This window comes from Streptomyces sulfonofaciens, from assembly GCF_014656295.1.
Lineage (GTDB): Bacteria > Actinomycetota > Actinomycetes > Streptomycetales > Streptomycetaceae > Streptomyces > Streptomyces sulfonofaciens.
In genome coordinates this window covers 38341-59106 of record NZ_BNCD01000018.1, presented here as the reverse complement: position 1 = coordinate 59106, position 20766 = coordinate 38341, and the positions used below count along the sequence as shown (strand labels likewise).

Annotated in this window: 11 protein-coding genes and 1 tRNA gene; all 12 read right to left on the bottom strand. The window is 73.0% G+C overall.

Annotated elements, in window-relative coordinates; genetic code table 11:
• Window positions 1–66: 66 nt before the first annotated feature.
• Window positions 67–849, bottom strand: a complete 783-nt coding sequence (locus IE313_RS25795; protein ID WP_189936249.1) for a DUF899 domain-containing protein — start codon at window positions 847–849, stop codon at window positions 67–69.
• Between the two features lie 644 nt (window positions 850–1493).
• Window positions 1494–1570: transfer RNA gene (locus IE313_RS25790), tRNA-Thr, on the bottom strand.
• Window positions 1571–1666: 96 nt separating this feature from the next.
• Entirely contained in the window at window positions 1667–3571 is a 1905-nt protein-coding gene (locus IE313_RS35510; RefSeq protein ID WP_229924953.1) for an alpha/beta hydrolase, read from the bottom strand.
• Between the two features lie 693 nt (window positions 3572–4264).
• Complete coding sequence (locus IE313_RS25775) at window positions 4265–5470, bottom strand: DNA polymerase III subunit delta' (protein ID WP_189936247.1); 1206 nt, start codon at window positions 5468–5470, stop codon at window positions 4265–4267.
• Between the two features lie 575 nt (window positions 5471–6045).
• Window positions 6046–9255: a dTMP kinase gene (gene tmk, locus IE313_RS25770; protein WP_189936245.1), complete on the bottom strand. Its 3210-nt coding sequence runs from the start codon at window positions 9253–9255 to the stop codon at window positions 6046–6048.
• A 286-nt stretch (window positions 9256–9541) separates the two neighbouring features.
• Window positions 9542–12325: a type I DNA topoisomerase gene (gene topA / locus IE313_RS25765; RefSeq protein WP_189936243.1), complete on the bottom strand. Its 2784-nt coding sequence runs from the start codon at window positions 12323–12325 to the stop codon at window positions 9542–9544.
• A gap of 220 nt (window positions 12326–12545) precedes the next feature.
• Window positions 12546–12743 carry a hypothetical protein gene (locus IE313_RS25760; RefSeq protein WP_189936241.1) on the bottom strand — a complete coding sequence of 66 codons (198 nt, stop codon included), beginning with the start codon at window positions 12741–12743 and terminating at the stop codon, window positions 12546–12548.
• A gap of 542 nt (window positions 12744–13285) precedes the next feature.
• Window positions 13286–14785 carry a DUF7059 domain-containing protein gene (locus IE313_RS25755; RefSeq protein ID WP_229924966.1) on the bottom strand — a complete coding sequence of 500 codons (1500 nt, stop codon included), beginning with the start codon at window positions 14783–14785 and terminating at the stop codon, window positions 13286–13288.
• A 520-nt stretch (window positions 14786–15305) separates the two neighbouring features.
• Window positions 15306–15869, bottom strand: coding sequence for a small secreted protein (locus tag IE313_RS25750; protein ID WP_189936237.1), 564 nt, complete (start codon window positions 15867–15869; stop codon window positions 15306–15308).
• 464 nt (window positions 15870–16333) lie between these two features.
• Complete coding sequence (locus IE313_RS25745) at window positions 16334–18805, bottom strand: sodium-translocating pyrophosphatase (protein ID WP_229924952.1); 2472 nt, start codon at window positions 18803–18805, stop codon at window positions 16334–16336.
• 1032 nt (window positions 18806–19837) lie between these two features.
• Window positions 19838–20263 carry an ATP-binding protein gene (locus IE313_RS25740; protein ID WP_189936236.1) on the bottom strand — a complete coding sequence of 142 codons (426 nt, stop codon included), beginning with the start codon at window positions 20261–20263 and terminating at the stop codon, window positions 19838–19840.
• Window positions 20264–20359: 96 nt separating this feature from the next.
• On the bottom strand, window positions 20360–20701 hold the full coding sequence (bldG, locus tag IE313_RS25735) for an anti-sigma factor antagonist BldG (RefSeq protein ID WP_010986038.1): 342 nt from the start codon (window positions 20699–20701) through the stop codon (window positions 20360–20362).
• Between the last annotated feature and the right edge of the window lie 65 nt (window positions 20702–20766).

Here is a 20766-nt window from a genome sequence, read left to right as displayed (position 1 = left end):
TCGTCGGCCCTTGGCTCGTCGGCCCTTGGCTCGCCGGTTCCCGCCGACGCGGCCGGCGAAGGCACGTCAGTGGTGGTGACCGCGCCGGCCCAGTGTCTCCACGGGAGTCGCGCCGGGGCGGGTCCACTGCGGCACGGGGCGGCTGGTCGGACCCCAGGTGGCGTTCCCGTCCGCGTCCGAGCGCCAGGACCAGCACGGGCCGCGCCCCTCCGGCCGGCCCTCGGGGTTGTCCTCCCACGCCTCGCCGCGACCGAAGGGAGTCATGTCGAGCAGGCCGAGGGACCCGTTGACCCGCTCGTTGCCACGGCCCGTCGTGGAGTAGGTGAGGAACGCGCGGTCGCCGTCGCGCAGGAAGCAGGTGATGTGCCCCATGTCGCCGCCGATCGGCGCGTCCACGTCACGCACCGAGTACCAGGGCTGGGTGTAGCCCATGAACTCGGTGTAGGAGGCCACCTCGTCCCACGCGCCCGTGGTCAGGACGGCGAACGAGACACCGCGGGCGTTGAGGTAGACGGCGTCCTTCAGGTGCCAGGCCGTGGTGGTGCAGCCCTCGCACTGCCCCTGGTGCGGCGCGCCGTCGTACCACATGTGCTTGTAGACCACGAGCTCGTCGCGGCCCTCGAACAGGTCCAGGAACGGGACCGGCCCGTCGGGCCCGACGACCCGCACCGTCCCGTCGAACTCCACCATCGGCAGCCGCCGCCGGGCCGCGGCGATCGCGTCCCCCTCGCGGGTGTGCGCCTTCTCACGGACCAGCAGCTCCTCGCGCACCGCCTGCCAGGTGGCCAGGTCGACGACCGGCGGCCTGCCGGGGATACCGCCGCTCGCGTTGCCGGGCGTGGTCGTCATGGTGTCCTCCGTGGTGTCTCGTGCCGAGCAGCGTCGTACGACGCCGTGCAACAGTCACCAGAACAGACTCGCGACCCACCCGGAACTCATCGCGGCACATGCCACATACGCCCTGACCTGCATGGAGCACGCCCCCCGCCTTCGCACCCGCGCACACGGGCACACGGGCACACAGGCACACAGGCACACAGGCAGACGAGCCACGGCGAGCGCCGGGAGCCGGACCGGGCCGGGCAGGTCCGGCCGCAGGAAGACCGGTGCGAGCCGCCCTCCCCGACTGATGACGGTCGCTGCCGGGTTCCCCGCACCGGATCACGCGTGACACCTACCAGGGCGTTCTGCCCCCGCGTGGGCAAGAGCGCCGCCGAGGCCAGGGCAAGCTGGGGCGGCTCCAACGCGAAGCGGAGGCCGAAGAGGGTTGCGCACAAGGCTAGGAGAACGAGGAAGAAGGCCAAGCGCGCCAAGAAGGCCCAGGCCGAGGGCAAGAGGAAGGGCCGACGGAAGAGGCGCCCGGACATAGGGCCGCCTCCCCTCCACTCACGCACCGCCCACGCAAGCAATCCCACGGCACCCCGGCCGTGTGCCCCGCCATGCCCCAACGAACAGAAAACCCCAGGTCAGCGACTATCTGACCTGGGGTTTGATGGAGCCGCCTTCGGGATTCGAACCCGAGACCTACGCATTACGAGTGCGTTGCTCTGGCCATCTGAGCTAAGGCGGCGTGCGTGTCGCACTCATGGTGCGATCAGTTGCGCCGCCAAGTCTACACAGTTTCCAGGGGTGCTCCGTACGCGCCCCGAGCGCGCGGTTCGTGCGGCTACGAGCAGCGCTTGCCGTCCTTCGGGGCGGTGCCGGAGACGAGGTAGCGGTTGATCGCGCCGTCGATGCAGGTGCTGCCGCGGCCGTATGCGGTGTGGCCGTCGCCGTTGTAGGTGAGGAGGCGGGCGGAGGAGAGCTGGGCGGCCAGGGCGCGGGCCCAGCGGTAGGGGGTGGCCGGGTCGCGGACGGTGCCGACGACGACGATGGGCGGGGCGCCGTCCGCCTCGATGCGGTGCGGCCGGCCGGTGGCGTGCTCCGGCCAGTAGGCGCAGGTGAGGGATGCCCAGGCGAGGCTCTCGCCGAAGACGGGGGACGCCTTCTCGAAGTCGGGCAGGGCCTTGGCGACCTGGTCCGCGGTGGTGAAGGCGGGCGGCAGGTCGAGGCAGTTCACGGCGGCGTTGGCGAACATCAGGTTGGCGTAGCGGCCGTCGTCCTCCCGTTCGTAGTAGCTGTCCGAGAGGGCCAGCAGTCCTGAGCCGTCGCCGTCCTCGATGGCGGAGGTGAGGGCGGCGCGCAGTTGCGGCCAGGCCGCCTCGTCGTACATGGCGGCGATCACTCCGGTGGTGGCCAGCGCCTCGCCGAGCATCCGGCCGCCCCCGGGCGCGGAGCCGCGGTGACCGCCGGAACCGGCACCCGTGGAACCCGTGGAACTTCCGGAGTCCCCCGCACCTTGTGATCCGCGCGCTCCCCCTGCTCCGCCCGGGCCCGCGGCGGCCAGCGGTGCACGGTCCAGCCGCCGGAAGAACGACTTCAGGTGAGCGCCCACGTCGGCGGGTGTCGTCCTCCTGCCGGGTGCCGCTCCCTCGTGCGCCCGGTCGTCGCCGGCGGTGCCCGGCGCGGCGGTACCGCTCGTCCGGTCCGTCCGGTCCGTACCGATGCTGGTGCTGGTGTCGTCACCGGTGCCGGAACCCGGCGCGTCGCCGAGCGGGCAGTCGGAGCGGCGGGCGCAGTCCTTGGCGAACGACTCGAAGGCGGTCTCGAACCCGGCCGTCTGCTCCAGGTTCATCCGGCGCGCCGACAGGGTCGGATCCATCGCACCGTCCAGCACCATGCGGCCCACGCGCCGCGGGTAGAGGCCCGCATAGGTCGCGCCGAGGAAGGTGCCGTACGACGCGCCGACGTACGTCAGCCTCTTGTCACCCAGCACGGCGCGCAGGATGTCCATGTCACGGGCCGCCTCGACGGTGGAGACGTGCGGCAGGACCGCGGCGGAGTGCCGTCGGCAGCCCGCCGCGAACGTCTTGTACGCCGACACCAGCTTGGCCCGCTCACGGCTGTCGTCCGGTGTGGTGTCGGTCTGCGTGTACGTGTCCATCTGCTTGCCGTCCAGGCAGGTCACGGGCTCGCTGTCGGCCACGCCCCGGGGGTCGACGGCGACCATGTCGTAGCGGGCGCGGACGTCGGCGGGGTAGCCGAGCGCGGCGTACGACTGGAGGTAGCCGATCGCCGAGCCGCCGGGCCCGCCCGGGTTGACCAGGAGCGAGCCGAGCCGCTTGCCCGGGCCCGTGGCCTTCTTCCGTGCGACGGCCAGCTTGATGTCGCCCGCGCCCGGCTCGGCGTAGTCCAGCGGGGCCTTCATGGTGGCGCACTGGAAGCCGGGAGTGCTGCACGCGCGCCAGCCCAGCCGCTGGCCGTAGTACGGAGCCAGGGCCCTCGGGGTGGCCTCCGGCAGTGCCACCACCGCTTCCACCGCCGCCTCCTGGGCGGTGGAGCGCCCGGAGGAGCAACCGGAGACGAGCAGGCCGCCGGCGGCCAACAGGGCGCCCGCCGTACGGAGGAAACCGAGCCGGGCAGCGCGGCCGGCGGACGCACGGCCGGTGCCGGGTCCGGGAGCGGTGGGGTCGGTCGGGTGCGCGCGTGCGCTGGGGCTGGTGGAGCGGCCGGGACGGCGGCTGGTGTTCATTCGGCGACTTTAACGCTGCGCAATGGACTGGTCGCGTTGTGTGGCACCCGGGTCGCCACCATCGTGGGCGTGGCGCATAGGTGTGGACGGTGGAGTGGTGGGGGCCGGTCGGGGTGGTGGGCGGTGGGGGCGCTCGTGTCGGTGGTGCGGTGGCGTCGGCGACTACCGGTGGTGCGGCGGGGACGGCGGCGGTCCGTGGTGCCGTGGGGACGGCGGCGGTCCGTGGTGCCGTGGGGACGGCGGCTGCCGGTGGTGCGGTGGCAACCCGTGGTGCGGTGGCAGCCCGTGGTGCCGTGGGGACGGCGGCGGCGCCCACTGGTTGTGCGGCGGGGCCGCGTGTGCCCATGCCTTGGGTTTCCCGGCCGCCCGTCGTCCGGAGGGCACGGCTTCCAGGGGCAAAAGTCATGCCGGGGCCGGAGGCCGGCGGCCCTCTTGCAGGACCGCGAAAAAGGTAACAGGGCGGGCCGGTGCCGGGGCTGCTGGCGGGATCGGTGTCGAGGGCGTTAGCGGGGTCGGTGGTGGGATCGGTGCCGGGGCCGCTGGCCCGCGGCTTTCCGGGGCGCGCGGACGGCTACGGCTTCCCCGGGGCGTCGGGGTGCGGTGCCGCCTACGGCACCGCGCCGCCGTGCCCGAGCCCAGGAGCCCGTGTCCCGGAGCCCGTGTCCACGTGAGCCGCGCGGAGTTCGTGCCCTGTCAGCCCGCGCGGAGCGCGAGCGTCATCGCCTCCACCGCGAGCAGCGGGGCGACATTGCGGTCCAGCGCCTCGCGGCAGGCTCCGATCGCCTCTATCCGGCGGAGCGTGGCTTCGGGCGAGCTGGCGTCGGCGATGCGCTCCAAGGCGTCCTGCATGTCGGTGGTGGCGAGGGCCAGTCGGGAGCCGAGCTGGAGGGCGAGCACGTCGCGGTAGAAGGCGGTGAGGTCGGTCAGGGCGAGGTCCAGGCTGTCCCGCTGGGTGCGGGTCCTGCGGCGCTTCTGCCGGTCCTCCAGGTCCTTCATCACGCCGGCCGTGCCGCGTGGCATCCGGCCGCCCTGGGCCGCGCCGAGCGCGGTCTTCAGCTCCTCGGTCTCCTTGGCGTCGACCTCCTCGGCGACCTGCTTGGCGTCCTCCGCGGCGGCGTCGATCAGTTCCTGGGCCGCCTTCAGGCAGCCGCCGACGTCGTCGACCCTGAGGGGGAGCCTCAGCACGGTGGCGCGGCGGGCGCGGGCGCGCTCGTCGGTCGCCAGCCGGCGGGCCCGGTCGATGTGGCCCTGGGTGGCTCGGGCTGCGGACTCGGCGACGGCGGGCTCGATCCCGTCACGCCGGACGAGCACGTCCGCCACCGCGGCCACGGAGGGGGTGCGCAGCGTCAGCAGGCGGCAGCGGGAGCGGATGGTGGGGAGGACGTCCTCCACGGAGGGGGTGCAGAGCAGCCAGACCGTCCGGGGGGCGGGCTCCTCCACCGCTTTCAGCAGGACGTTCCCCGCGCCTTCCGTGAGGCGGTCGGCGTCCTCCAGGACGATGACCTGCCAGCGGCCGCCCGCGGGGGAGAGCTGGGCCCGGCGGACCAGGTCGCGGGTCTCCTTGACTCCGATGGAGAGCAGGTCCGTCCGGACGATCTCCACGTCCGCGTGCGTGCCGACCAGGGTCGTGTGGCAGCCGTCGCAGAAGCCGCAGCCGGGGACGCCGCCGAGCGCGCGGTCCGGGCTGGTGCACTGGAGGGCGGCGGCGAAGGCCCGCGCGGCGTCGGCACGGCCCGAGCCGGGGGGGCCGGTGAAGAGCCAGGCGTGCGTCATCTTGGATGCCTCGGGGGGCGGGGCCTGCTGTTCCACGGCGGTGACGAGGGCGTCGGCATCCCGCGCGGCGTCGGTGAGCTGGGCGCTCACCTGCTCCTGGCCCACCAGGTCGTCCCACACGGACATGAGGTCTCCCCCCTCTCGGCTTCGGCCCGTCGGCGCTCGTCGCGGTGCACGGGCTCGTCGCGGTTCATCGGTCGTTCTTCATTGTGCGGGAGGGGTCTGACATCCGGGGGCCGGCCGACGCGGGCCCGGGCCGTCGCCGTTGCCTTCGCCCCCTGGCGACCGCTGGATCACGGGACTGCAGCACCCCCGGCGCCGACGCACGACATCCCGGAGCCACCGGGGAACGGCCGGCCCGCGGACCCGGCCGACCCGACGCCCGGCGGACCCGACGCCCGGCGGACCCGGCAGACCCGCCGAATCCGCCGAACCCGGCAACCCGGCACCTCGCGGGCCACGAAGTCGCCCGGGCACGGCCCGCGCACCGGCCCCCGCACCGACCCGCACACCGGCGCGCACGCCGCCCGCACCGATCCCGCAGTAGCTCGCGCGCACCCGAACCCGGCAACCGTGCCCAGCAGCCCGAACCCGGCACCCGCACTCGCACCCGCCGACCCGCCCCGCCAACCCGGCCTCGGCAACCCGAACCCGAACCCGGCACCCCGTTCGCCGCCCCCGCGATCGCCACACCGCGATCGTCAGCGTCCGCGGCCCCCGCGGCCCCGGCGGCCCCGGCCGTCGTCCTCGTCCTCATGGGGGCCGAGGAGTTCGTCGGCGAGGGTCGGGAGGTCGTCGAGGGGAGTCTCCTCGGCCCAGTCGGGACGGGGCCGGGAGCGCGGCGCGCCCGTCTCGGGGTCTATCTGGGGCAGCTCGCGGGTCTTGTCGTTCGCGCCGGTGAGCCCCGCGCCCGGGGCTGCCTCCTGCTGCTCGTCGCGGAAGTACCCCGGCGGTACCCGGTCGCCCGGGCCCTCGGACGGGTGCGGCACGTCGGCGTCGCGTACGGGCGGCAGCTTGGCCGTCTCGTCCACGGCACCCGGAACGTTCGCGCCGGGGCGCGGCAGCACCGCGGTGTCCTCGGACTCCCGGCTCGGGCTGCGCCGCTCGGCGGCCTCCCGCGGCGAGACGACGGGGGTGGGCACGGTCTCCACCACGTCCGGCGAGCGGTACACCGTGGAGCCGGGCGCACCGGAGGCCGACGCACCCGCCGCACCACCGGTGCCCGCGGTGGCCGTGGGGCCGCCCGGGGCCGCCGGGCCGTGCCCGCCGTCCCGGTTCGGTCCCGGGTCCGCCGGGCCGGCGTCCGGCCGGTGATCCGGCCACGAGCCGCCCGGGGCACCGCCCGCACCGCCCGCGCCACCGGAACGCCGCTCCTGCTCCGCGCGCCGCAGAGCCTCCTCGGCCTTCCGCTGCTCCTCGGCGCGCCGGGCCTCCTGGGCCGCACGGACCCGGGCCTCGTCCTCGGCGCGCTGGCGGCGGCGCTGCTCCTCCTCGGCGCGTGCCTTCTCCTCGGCGAGGACGCGGGCGCGCTCCTCCTCGGCGCGACGCTGGGCCTCCTCCGCGCGCTTCCTGGCCTCCGCGGCCTGACGCTCGGCCTCGCGCTGCTGCGCCTCCTCCAGCTCGCGCTGCTTGCGCGCCTCCTCCTCGGCGCGGAGCCTGGCGAGCTCCTCCTGGCGCTCACGCTCCAGGCGCTCCTCCTCGGCCTTGCGCCTGGCCTCTTCCTCCGCGCGCCGCCTGGCCTCCTCCTCGGCGGCCTTGCGGGCCTCCTCCTGTGCCTTCACCTCGGCCTCGGACAGCGGCAGCACGGCGTCCAGGCGGTGGCGGATCACCATGCTGACCGCCTCCGGCTCCTGGCCCGCGTCGACGACGAGGTAGCGGGCGGGATCGGCGGCGGCGAGGGTGAGGAAGCCGCTTCGTACGCGCGCGTGGAACTCGGCGGGCTCCGACTCCAGGCGGTCGGGTGCTTCCGTGAACCGCTCCCGCGCGGTGTCCGGGGAGACGTCGAGCAGCACCGTCAGGTGCGGCACCAGGCCGTCCGTCGCCCAGCGGGAGATCCGGGCGATCTCCGTGGGCGACAGGTCGCGGCCGGCGCCCTGGTAGGCCACGGAGGAGTCGATGTAGCGGTCGGAGATGACGACGGCGCCGCGCTCCAGCGCGGGCCGCACGACGGTGTCGACGTGTTCGGCGCGGTCGGCCGCGTACAGCAGGGCCTCGGCGCGGTGCGAGATGCCCGCCGACTGGACGTCGAGCAGGATGGAGCGCAACCGCTTGCCCATGGGGGTGGCGCCCGGCTCGTGGGTGAGCACGACCTCGTGCCCCTTGGCGCGGATCCACTCGGCGAGCGACTTCGCCTGGGTGGACTTCCCTGCGCCGTCCCCGCCCTCCAGGGCGATGAAGAAGCCGGTCGCCGCCGGGGCCTCGACGGGGTCGGCGCCGCGTACCGCGTCGCGCAGGTCGTGCCGCAGCGAGACGCCGGAGCGGTCGTCGACCTTGGCGAGCAGCAGCGCGGCCACCGGCAGCAGCAGGGCGCCGACGAGCATCAGGACGAACGCGGCCCCGCCGTGCGCGAAGACGAACTTGCCGCTCTCCACCCGGTGCCGGCCGATCGCGCCGGCGAGCACGGGCGCCAGCAGGGCGCCGACGCCCACGAAGACGCGTGCCACGGCGTGCAGATGGGCGGTGGTGCGGGTGCGCCGGGCCTCCTCGGTCTCCTGGCCGAGCAGGGTGTGGCCGGTGTTCGCCGCGATGCCCGCGGTGAGGCCGGCGACGGTGGCGATGCCGAGGACGGTGGCGACGTCGGGCACGAGGCCGGCGGCGAGCAGCGCGACACCGGTGAGTGCGGTCGCGAACGCCAAGAGCCTGCGGCGGGACAGGGACGGCAGCACGGCGGGCGCGGTGCGGATGCCGAGGGTGGTGCCGCCGGTCAGGGCGAGCACCAGCAGGCCGAAGGTCACGGGGCCGCCGCCGAGGTCCTTGGCGTGCAGCACGGCGACCGCGACGGCCGCGGCGATCGCGCCCGCGACGGCGGCGCAGGCGAACACCAGGAGCGGTACGGCGCCGGTGCGGCCCCTGTCGACGCCGTCCGGTGTCCTGGGGCGGCGCAGTCCTTCGAGCGGGGACCTCGGGCGCGGCGTCCGGGTGCTGGGCAGTTCGAGGAACGTGAGGATGGACAGCGACGCGGCGAAGAGGCCGGCGGCCACGTACGACGCGAGGGCGGCCTGGTGCTCGCCGAACCAGTCGATGCCGGTGGCGAGGAGGTTGCTGACGAGGGTTGCTGCGACCAGTACGGCGGCGGCCAGCGGCAGCGCCACGAAGCTGGTGCGCAGCGAGAGGCGGCGCAGGGCGTCCATGTGGTCCGGCAGCGGCCGCACGGCGGCGCCCTCCGGTGGCGGCGGGGGCAGCAGGGCGGGCGCGGCGCTCTCCCTGCTGACCGTCCAGAACCGCTCGGCGACGCCGGTCACGAACGCGGTGACGAGCAGTAGCGCGGGCGCGTCGCCGGGGGTCCAGTCGATCCACAGGGGCGCGATGATCAGCAGCACGGCGCGCAGCCCGTCGGCGCAGAGCAGGGTCCAGCGGCGGTCGAGGGGACCGTCGGGGGCCGTGAGGGCCGTGAGCGGTCCGAGCAGGACGGCGCCGAAGAGGAGCGTCGCCACGATCCGGGCGGCGAAGACGGCTGCGATCGCAAAGGCGACGCCGCGGTACCCACCGCCGAACGAGCCCTCGGCGATGGCGGCCTGGAGGACGAGGACCACCAGGGCGAGGAGGGCGAGGGCATCCGCCACTCCGCCGACGAGGTGGGCGCTCCACAGGCGTTTCAGCGCGGGTACGCGCAGGAGGGCACGGACGGCGCGCTCCCGGGAGTCCGCGACCAGGGCGTCGTCTGGGGCCGTTGCATGCTCGGCTCGCGTCATCCGTCCAGCCTATCGGCCCCCACCGACACCACGACGCTCGCCCGCGCTTTGCACGGTCCCAAGGGTCTTCCCCCTCGCGAGGGCTCCAGCGGGGACGCACGCCGTGCGGCGCCGCCGGCGGCCGCGGCCGGGGGGTGGGCCGATCAGCCGGCCCCGCAACCGGACCCGTGCACGCCGGCCCGCCCGTCCAGCGGGTGGGCGCGCCCGCGACCAGCGGCTACTCGCCCTTCGACGGAGCGGCTACTCGCCCTTCGGCAGAGCGGCTGCTCGCCCTTCGACGGAGCGGCTACTCGCCTTTCGACGGAGCCGCCCGCTTTGCCGAAGCGGTCTTCTTGGCGGCGGTCTTCTTGGCGGCGGTCTTCTTGGCCGGTGCCTTCTTCGCGGGCGCCTTCTTGGCCGCCTTCTTCACCGGCCCCTTGGCGCGCTTCTCGGCCAGCAGCTCGAACCCGCGCTCGGCCGTGATCTCCTCCACGCTGTCGGCGGCCCGGAGTGTCGCGTTCGTCTCACCGTCGGTGACGTACGGCCCGAACCGGCCGTCCTTGACCACGACGGGCTTCCCGCTCACCGGGTCCTCGCCCAGCTCCTTGAGGGGCGGCTTGGCGGCCGCGCGCCCCCGCTGCTTCGGCTGGGCGTAGATCGCCAGGGCCTCGTCCAGGGTGATGTCGAAGATCTGGTTCTCGCTCTGGAGCGACCGCGAGTCGGTGCCCTTCTTCAGGTACGGCCCGTACCGCCCGTTCTGCGCGGTGATCTCCACGCCTTCCGGGTCGGTGCCCACCACCCGCGGCAGCGACATCAGCTTGAGGGCGTCCTCCAGCGTGACGGTGTCCAGGGACATCGACTTGAACAGCGAGGCGGTCCGCGGCTTGACCGCGTTCTTGCCGGTCTTCGGGGTCCCCTCGGGCAGTACCTCGGTGACGTACGGCCCGTAGCGCCCGTCCTTGGCGACGATCTGACGGCCCGTGTGCGGGTCGGTGCCCAGTTCGAAGTCGCCGCTGGGCTTGGCGAGCAGTTCCTCCGCGTACTCGACGGACAGCTCGTCGGGGGCGAGGTCCCCGGGCACGTCGGCGCGCTGGTGGCCCTCCTCGTCGCGCACACCGCGCTCCACATAGGGGCCGTAGCGCCCGACACGGAGCACGATGTCGTTGCCGACGGGGAACGAGGACACCTCGCGCGCGTCGATCGCGCCCAGGTCGGTGACGAGTTCCTTGAGGCCGCCGAGGTGGTCGCCGTCGCCGTTCCCCGCGGCGGCGGCGCTCTGGGCGCCTTCCGGGCCGCCCTCACCGAAGTAGAACCGCCGCAGCCACGGCACGGACTGCGCCTCACCGCGCGCGATGCGGTCGAGGTCGTCCTCCATACGGGCGGTGAAGTCGTAGTCGACGAGCCGCCCGAAGTGCTTCTCCAGGAGGTTGACCACGGCGAAGGAGAGGAAGGAGGGCACCAGCGCGGTGCCCTTCTTGAAGACGTAGCCGCGGTCGAGGATGGTGCCGATGATCGACGCATAGGTCGACGGACGGCCGATCTCGCGCTCTTCCAGCTCCTTGACCAGGGACGCCTCGGTGTAGCGGGCGGGCGGCTTGGTCGCGTGGCCGTCGGCGGTGATCTCCTCGGCGGCAAGGGCGTCGCCCTCGGTGACCTGCGGCAGGCGCCGCTCGCGGTCGTCCAGCTCGGCGTTCGGGTCGTCGGCGCCTTCCACGTACGCCTTCAGGAAGCCGTGGAAGGTGATCGTCTTGCCGGAGGCGCTGAACTCGGCGTCCCGGCCGTCGCTCGCACGGCCGCCGATCTTCACGGTGACGCTGTTGCCGACCGCGTCCTTCATCTGGGAGGCGACGGTGCGCTTCCAGATGAGCTCGTAGAGCCGGAACTGGTCGCCGGTGAGGCCGGTCTCGGCCGGGGTGCGGAAGCGGTCGCCCGAGGGGCGGATCGCCTCGTGCGCCTCCTGGGCGTTCTTGACCTTGCCGGCGTAGGTGCGGGGCCGCTCCGGCAGGTAGTCGGCGCCGTACAACTGCGTGACCTGCGCGCGTGCGGCGGCGACGGCCGTGTCGGAGAGCGTGGTGGAGTCCGTACGCATGTAGGTGATGAAGCCGTTCTCGTACAGCTTCTGGGCGATCTGCATGGTCGCCTTGGCACCGAAGCCGAGCTTGCGGCTGGCCTCCTGCTGGAGGGTGGTGGTGCGGAACGGCGCGTACGGGGAACGGCGGTAGGGCTTGGACTCGACGGAGCGCACCGAGAACGCCGAGTGCTCCAGGGCGGCGGCCAGCGCGCGGGCGTTCCCCTCGTCGAGGTGGAGGGTGTTCGCCGTCTTGAGCTGCCCGACGGAGTCGAAGTCGCGGCCCTGGGCGACGCGCCTGCCGTCGACCGTGGTCAGACGGGCCACCAGCGCGGCCGGGTCGGAGGCGTCCCCCGTGCGACCGGTCGCGAAGGTGCCCGTGAGGTCCCAGTACTCGGCGGAGCGGAACGCGATGCGCTCGCGCTCGCGCTCGACGACCAGCCGGGTGGCGACGGACTGCACGCGGCCCGCCGACAGCCTCGGCATGACCTTCTTCCAGAGCACCGGGGAGACCTCGTAGCCGTAGAGGCGGTCGAGGATGCGGCGGGTCTCCTGGGCGTCGACGAGCTTCTTGTTGAGCTCGCGCGGGTTGGCGACGGCGTCGCGGATGGCGTCCTTGGTGATCTCGTGGAAGACCATCCGGTGCACCGGGATCTTCGGCTTGAGCACCTCCTGGAGGTGCCAGGCGATCGCCTCGCCCTCCCGGTCCTCGTCGGTGGCGAGGTAGAGCTCGTCGGATTCCCGCAGCAGGTCCTTGAGCTTCTTCACCTGCGACTTCTTGTCGGCGTTGACGACGTAGACGGGCTGGAAGTCGTGTTCGACGTCCACGCCGAGCCTGCGTACCTCGCCGGTGTACTTCTCGGGGACCTCCGCGGCACCGTTGGGGAGGTCACGGATGTGCCCGACACTCGCCTCGACGATGTATCCGGGCCCGAGATAGCCCTTGATCGTCTTCGCCTTGGCAGGCGACTCGACGATGACGAGTCGGCGGCCGCCCTGTGCGGTCTCGCTGGTCGGGGACAACTTCGCTCTTCTCTCCGGTCGACGCTCGGTGGACATCTGCTGACGCTGCGGAGTGTGACGGTACCTCCCGCCCCCGTGTCAAACGGGAAAAGCCCGCAACGGCCACTCGAACGGTAACCCGACTTCCGCTGTTCCTGCCGCCCGGAGCGACGACCTGCCGATTCGCCGTTATGCGGAGCGTCACCTCTCAGTTACCCGCGGGCGGTGGCCTATGCCGAGTTCAGATGCGGCTCAGGCACCAGAAGCCGAGGGACACCGCGGCCACGCCCGCGAGCGTCGCGACGGTGGCCGATGCGATGGGATTCACACCTTCCGCGACGGGTTCGCCGTGCCGCAGCCGCATCGCCGTCCACACCAGCAGCGCCGCTCCGAACAGCGTGAACACCACGCCCGCGAAGACCGCGGGAACGCTCTCCATCTCCGTGCCGCCTCCCCGCCCACCTCTGCCGGGGGCCCGTCCGGCGCGCCGGCCCGCCGCCGGAGCTCCCGGCCGCCCGGGACCGCCCTACCGGGCCCGCCGTCCGCCCGGGGCCTCCGCACGGCCCTCCCGGGCCCTCCTCGGGGTACCTGTGGGCTCGCCCGGTACCGAGGGTCGGAGGCTGACACGCGCGTACGACCGGGGGAAGAACCGGGAGTGAACGGAGGGTGGCGCGAGCGGCGGGGTCGGCGCCGTGGGGCGGCTCGGGGCGGCTCGGGCGGTGCGACCGGGGCGGTGCGACCGGGGCGGCGCCCGGTGCCGTCGCGCCCGGCTGCGGGCGCCCCCGGCTGCGGACGCTCCCTGCCGATCCGGCGGGCGACTCGGGAGGGCCCCGTACAAAATGGCCTCCCCGGGCATGGAACGGCCTCCCAGGGAGGTCGACGGGCGCCGTTCGCGGCGGCCGGCGGCTCCCGGGGAGGGCGGGGCGGGTCCCGGGGGAGGGCGGGTCCCGGGTCGCCCTCCGCTCGCGGCGGCCCGCCGCCCTAGGGAAGCGGGTCCCGGTCGCCGCCGGGCTGCGGGGCGGGCTCCAGGAAGCCCTGTTCGATCAGCAGGCGGATCTGGGCGGGGATGCGGTCCCGCAGCAGTACCGGGTCCTCGCCGACGAGCTGGGCGATCGCGTCCAGGATCCGTCCCGCGCCCAGCGAGCCGTCGCAGACCCCGGCGAATCCGGCGCCGACCGTGTCGACCTTGGTGGCCCTGCGCATCCCGCGGTGCTGGCGCAGCACGACGTGCTCGGGGTCCTCGGCGCCGGGCAGGCCGATCTGCTCCTGGACGATCTCGTCGGCGAGCCGGAAGTGTGCTTCCAGCAGCGCGGCGTCGTCATGGGACGCGAGGTAGGCCTGGCGGCGGAAGTGGTCCCGCACGGTCTCGCCGAGGGGCTGCTCGACGGGGTGCGGCCACTCCTCCACCGTGACGGAAGGCGCCGCCGCGTCGGTCCTGTGCAGGGTGATCCAGCCGAAGCCGACGGCCTTGGCCTTGCGCCGCTCGAACTCGTCCAGCCAGGCGTCGTACCGCGCCGTGTACGCGGCCGGGTCCGCACGGTGGTCGCCGGCGTCCCTGAGCCACAGCTCGGCGTACTGGGTGACGTCCTGCACCTCGCGCTGGACGATCCAGGCGTCGCAGCCGCGCGGCAGCCAGGAGCGGAGCCGGTCGGTCCAGTCCTCGCCCTCGACGTGCTCCCAGTTGGCGAGGAACTGGGCGTAGCCGCCCTCGTTCAGCCGCTGTCCCGCCCCCTGCACCAGCGCACGGCAGAGGTCGTCACCGCCCATGCCGCCGTCCCGGTAGGTGAGGCGCGCACCGGGCGAGATCACGAACGGCGGGTTGGACACGATCAGGTCGTACCCGGCGTCGCCCACCGGTGCGTAGAGGGAGCCCTCGCGCAGGTCGGCCGCCGGTGCGCCGGAGAGCGCGAGGGTGAGCGCGGCGCAGCGCAGGGCGCGGGGGTTGGTGTCGGTGGCGGTGACACGGCCGGCATGCCGGGTGGCGTGCAGCGCCTGGATCCCGGACCCGGTGCCCAGGTCGAGCGCGGCGGCGACCGGTGTCCGGACGGTGAGCTGCGCGAGCGTCGTGGAGGCGCCGCCGACGCCGAGCACCACGTCGGCGTCCGGTTGCCGGCCGTGCCCGCCGATACCCGAGGCGCCGCCGACCGCGCAGCCGAGGTCCGAGACGACGAACCAGTCCTCGCCCGCGGGGCCGCCGTAGGGCCGTACGTCCACCGTGGCCGCCACCTCGTCGCCGCCGGCCGGGGCGAGCCATCCGGCCTCCAGGCAGTCCTGTACGGGCAGCACGTCCGCCACGCGCGCGTGCGGCACGGGCTGCTGGAGCAGGAAGAGGCGGACGACCGACTCCAGCGGCGTGTCCCCACGCGTGGCCCGCAGCGCGGGCACCGTCTCGCCGCGTGCCAGGGCCGCGTAGGCGGCGGCGCCGAGCAGGTCGAGGAGGCCGTCGGCGGTGAAGGCGACGGCCAGGAGGGCGTCCCGCAGCCGTGCGGTGGCGCGGTCGGGAGCCGTCGCGCGTCCGGACGACTGCTGGGCGGCGGGCGACGGAGAACTGGGCGGCAGGGGCAGGCCCGGCGGGCGGGTGGTACTCACAGGCCCATTGTGTCCGCTCGGGCCATCCGCCCGGGGACGTGGCTGCGGCACGCGGGCCGGACAGGGCACGGCCCTTCGGGGACGGGCGGCCCTACGGGGCGGGGGCGGCGGCCCTGTGGGACGGGGGACCCTCCGGGGGCCCCTCCGCGGCGGGGCCCTACAGGGCGGGGCCCTCCGCGGCGGGGCCCACCGGGACGGGGCGGCACGCCTCCGGACTGTGCCGTACGCCGCGGGGTGCGCAGGCGCCACAGGGTGCGTGGCCGCCGCGGGCTGCGCGGGCGCCACGGGCTGCGCGGGCGCCACGGCTGCCTGGTTACCGCGGGGTGTGCGGGTACCGCAGGGCGCACGGGTGCCGCGAGCCGCTTGCCGGTCTTCCCGGCAGCCCGCCGGGCAGTCGCCGCCCCCGGCGTGCCTACGTGCCGGCCGTCGGGGTCGCCGAAACCTTCTGGCAGGTCTTCTGCCTGCCCATCGACTTGCCGACGTCGCCCTCTTCGAGCTTGGCCAGGGCGTCGTTGCCGTTCTTGCCGAGCTTGTCGAGGCTGGTGGCGATGTCGTTGAGGCCGTCCGCGAACTTCGCCTGGTCCTTGGTGTCCAGGCCGTCCACCTGCTTCTTGAGGTCGGCGTAGGAGGCGGCGGTGTCCTTGAGCTCCTTGACGGCGTCCTTCTGCTTCTTGTCGCCACCGTCGACGGGCGGCGCGCCCGCCTTGCCCACGGCTGAACCGATCGCCTCGTAGGCGTCGGACATGTCCTGGAAGGCCTGCGCGTCGGTCTTCTGCACGTCCTCGGGCTTGCTGGTGTCCGAGGTCTGCTGCTGGATGGCGGCGTTCGCCGACCCGATCTTCCTGGCCTGCGGCTGCACGGAGTCACAGACCGACTTGGCCCAGGCGTCGAGGTCCTTGTTGCCGTTGCTGCACCCCGAGAGCGCCAGTACCAGTACCGCACCACCGGACAGCGTGGCTGCGAGCTTCTTCTTCACCGGATGGCCCCTTCCATGGCTTCCGGCCCCGGAACATACACGCCGCACGGGTGACGACCATGGGTCGAATGCCCAACTATTGCGGTCTTGGTGGTTTTTGCTCCGAGAGAGATATGACTCACGGGCGCCAGGAGCGGCGGGGCGGCGGTCACGCCGGTCGCGTGCGCTGAGGCCGCGCGCCGGGGCCCGCGGCCAGGGCCTCGACACCCGCGTCGCGCTGTCGGCTGCGGACGGCCCCCGGACCGACTTCGGCTTCGGGGCGGCTTCGGCGCGGAAGTGGCTGCGGCCGCGGGGGTGACCCGGTTGCGGGGGTGACGCGGTTGCAGGGGCGTCCGAGGAGGCGGCCCGGCCGCTGGAGCGACCCCGGCCGCTGGAGCGGCCTCGGCCGCCACACGCGAACGGGCGGGCAGCACCCATGCTGTGTGCTGCCCGCCCGTCGTGAACGGACTTTGGTCCGCCCCCCGTTACGACACCACCGCCGCATCGGCCGACTCGTTCACCTGTTCGCCTTTCCCGTTTTTCCCGGTCTTCTTGCCGCTCCCGCCGGCACCGCCCGACGTGCCGTCCTCGTCGTCCTCGTCGTCCTCGTCGCCGACGGTGATCCCGCGCCGCTTGGACACGAAGACCGCTCCGACGATCACGGCGAGGGCGAGCACCGCGATGATCACCCGTACGGCGACGTTGGCACTTGCGCCGAAGCTGAACTTGATGATCGCGGGGGCGATGAGCAGCGCCACCAGGTTCATCACCTTCAGCAGGGGGTTGATCGCGGGACCCGCGGTGTCCTTGAAGGGGTCGCCGACGGTGTCGCCGATCACGGTCGCGGCATGGGCCTCGCTGCCCTTGCCGCCGTGGTGGCCGTCCTCGACGAGCTTCTTGGCGTTGTCCCAGGCACCACCGGAGTTGGCGAGGAACACCGCCATGAGCGTGCCCGTGCCGATCGCGCCCGCGAGGTAGGCGCCGAGCGCCCCGACGCCGAGCGTGAAGCCGATCGCGATCGGCGCCAGGACCGCGAGCAGCCCGGGAGTGGCCAGCTCGCGCAGCGCGTCCTTGGTGCAGATGTCGACCACACGCCCGTACTCGGGTTTCTCCGTGTAGTCCATGATCCCGGGCTTCTCCCGGAACTGCCGCCGCACCTCGAAGACCACGGCTCCGGCGGACCGGGACACCGCGTTGATGGCGAGTCCGGAGAACAGGAACACCACGGCGGCGCCCGCGATCAGGCCGACCAGGTTGTTGGGCTGCGAGATGTCCATCACCAGGCTCAGCGGGCCGCCGTCGCCGACCCGCTCGTTGACGTCGCGCGCCGCCGAGGTGATCGCGTCACGGAACGACCCGAAGAGCGCCGCCGCCGCGAGGACGGCGGTGGCGATGGCGATGCCCTTGGTGATGGCCTTGGTGGTGTTGCCCACCGCGTCCAGGTCGGTGAGCACCTGCGCGCCCGCGCCCTCGACATCGCCGGACATCTCGGCGATGCCCTGGGCGTTGTCGGAGACGGGGCCGAAGGTGTCCATGGCGACGATGACGCCGACCGTGGTGAGCAGTCCGGTGCCGGCGAGCGCCACCGCGAACAGGGCCAGCATGATCGACGTACCGCCGAGCAGGAACGCCCCGTACACACCGAGCCCGATCAGCAGCGCCGTGTACACGGCGGACTCCAGACCGAGCGAGATGCCGGAGAGCACCACGGTGGCCGGCCCGGTCAGCGAGGTCTTGCCGACGTCCCGGACGGGGCGGCGACTGGTCTCGGTGAAGTAGCCGGTCAGTTGCTGGATGACCGCGGCGAGCACGATGCCGATGGCGACGGCGACGACCGCGAGGACCCGCGGATCGCCGTTCTTGGCATGGATCGCCGCGTCGGTGACGCCGTCCAGGTCGGCGTACGAGGACGGCAGGTACGTGAACACGGCCACGGACACCAGCACCAGCGAGATCACCGCGGAGATGAAGAAGCCGCGGTTGATCGCCGACATACCGCTGCGATCGGCGCGGCGGGGTGCCACCGCGAAGATGCCGATCATCGCCGTGATCACACCGATGGCGGGCACGATCAGCGGAAAGGCGAGCCCGGAGTCGCCGAACGCCGCCTTGCCGAGGATCAGCGCGGCGACCAGCGTGACGGCGTACGACTCGAAGAGGTCGGCGGCCATACCCGCGCAGTCGCCGACGTTGTCGCCCACATTGTCGGCGATGGTCGCGGCATTGCGCGGGTCGTCCTCCGGAATGCCCTGCTCGACCTTGCCGACCAGGTCGGCGCCGACGTCGGCGGCCTTGGTGAAGATGCCGCCCCCGACGCGCATGAACATCGCGATCAGCGCCGCGCCGAGACCGAAACCCTCCAGGACTTTCGGCGCGTCGGCCGCGTACACCAGCACCACACAGGAAGCGCCCAGAAGACCGAGCCCCACCGTGAACATGCCGACTACGCCACCAGTACGAAAAGCGATCTTCATTGCCTCGTGCGAGACGGTGGTGAGATCTTTTTCCGGCTCTCCTTCGCCGGGAGTGGCCTTTCTTGCAGCAGCGGCCACACGGACATTGCTCCGCACCGCGAGCCACATGCCGATATAGCCGGTGGCGGCCGAGAACGCCGCACCGATCAGGAAGAACACCGATCGCCCGGCTCGTTGATTCCAGTCGTCCGCGGGCAGCAGGAAGAGCAGGAAGAACACCACGACGGCGAATACGCCGAGGGTGCGCAGTTGCCGGGCCAGATAGGCGTTAGCGCCTTCCTGCACCGCAGCCGCGATCTTCTTCATGCTGTCGGTGCCCTCGCCCGCGGCCAGGACCTGGCGGACCAGGATGCCTGCGACGACGAGTGCGGCGAGGGCGACAATCCCGATGACCACCACGATGAGGCGGTTGTCGTCGGTCAGTACTGCGGCTGCGAGGGTCGAGGGGTGGTCAAACTGTTGAGGGGTAGAAAGCCCCGCCATTCGTCCTCCTTGACGCTTGGGCTGAGCTCAAGATGTGGACGGATTGTAGGGAGCAGATCCAGATCCAAACAGTGGGCTGCAATCGAAATTGGCGCACACCTGAGACCCCGCAAATGATCGCCGCGAACGGCCCGCACACGAAAGGTGTAACGCCTTTGAGGCATTGACCCGAACTTAATGATCGACAATCACTTGATCCATCGCCACAATACCCGGATAAACGATCAGCAGATTCTTTACCACGATGATCCGAGAAATGATCAGTGAATTGATCGATAATGTGCGGGGCGGGATGCGGAGGGCGTTCGGAGTAAATGGAACCCGCCCTGTTCGCAGCGGCGCCGCGCGGTTTTCCCGACCGTTTCTGCCGGCACCCGGCCCGCGCGGGCCGGCACGGGGCCGGCGCCCTCGCCGGTGCGCGGTGGCGTCGGTACAACGGGTGCCGCGTGCCCCTCGACGGCCCGCGGGCCCCGCGGCTGGGCGGAGGACGCAGCAGACACGGGCCCGGATGCGGACGGGACTCCGCTGAGGCAGGAGGAACGGGTGCGTGCTGCCCGACCGGTGGGGTCGCTGGGACGTCGGCGCGCGATGAGGGGTGGGCGCTGCAAGTTGGCCGACTTCGGAAGTGCGCGCCTACCCGGGTGCGCGGGTACGGGAGTGCGCGGGTGCACCGGTGTGCGTATGCGGGGTGCACGGGGACCCGGCATACGCGGGCGGCCTTCAGGCGCCGGGCCGCGGGCGGCTGCGGGGCCGCACGTGCGCCCTGGGTGCCCGTGCGGGCCGCACGGGCTTCTGCGGCCCGCACGGACACCCGGGGCATCCGGGGCATCCGGGGCGCACGGGCAGCTTCCGCGGGCCCCTCTAGGGCGCGCAGGGCGCATACAGAGGCACAGGGAGGATGCGGCACACGCGGAGGGCGGTGGCGCCGATCCCGAACCGGTCTTCTCGGCCCGACCTGCCGAGCGCGACCGGGCCGGGCATCCGGCTCAGGGCGGTCCGAGAACCCGCCTCAGGACGGTCCGAGGATTCAGCTCAGGGCAGCAGGGCCGTCGGCGGGGTCGGCCAGCTCATCCGGATGTGGCCGCCGTGTTCGTCGGCGCTGACCTCGACGTCGTCGACGAGGCCGCTGATGACGGCGAGGCCCATCTCGTCCTCGCTCTCCGCGTCCATCTCGTCACCGCCGCCCGCGAGGGCGCCGGCCGCCGAGCGCGGTGCCTCGTCACCGACCTCGATGGAGAACTGCTTCTCCTCCTCGATCAGCAGCACCCGCACCGGCGCCGAGACGCCGCTGGTCTGGTGCAGACCGACGGCACGGGTGCAGGCCTCGCCCACGGCGAGCCGCACCTCGTCGAGCACGGCCTCTTCGACCCCCGACCTGCGCGCCACTGCCGCCGCCACCAGACGAGCGGTCCTGACGTGCTCGGGCAGCGCGCTGAAGCGGAGTTCGACGGTGGCCATGCATCCCCCTTTGGCATACGCGTGCTTGCGGGGGCCGGGCCGGGGCCCAGACCCCCCGCTGGGTGAACACCCCGGGCCCGGAGCCCGGGGACCGGCTCAGTCGGTGGCCGCGACCGCTTCCTCGACCGAGGTGTGGATGGGGAACACCTTCGTCAGGCCGGTGATACGGAAGATCTTGAGAATGCGCTCCTGGTTGCAGACCAGGCGCAGCGAGCCCTCGTGCGCGCGCACGCGCTTCAGGCCACCCACCAGTACGCCAAGCCCGGTGGAGTCGAGGAAGTCCACGCCCTCCATGTCGACGACCAGGTGGAAGTTGCCGTCGTTCACGAGCTCGACCAACTGCTCTCGCAGCTTGGGCGCGGTGTACACATCAATTTCGCCACCGACCTCGACGACCGTACGGTCGCCGACAGTACGGGTCGACAGGGACAGGTCCACGGATCCTCCAGCACCTTGCTATCGAGCGGTCATCCCTAGGGACACCTCGGCTTGAACCCCGGGAC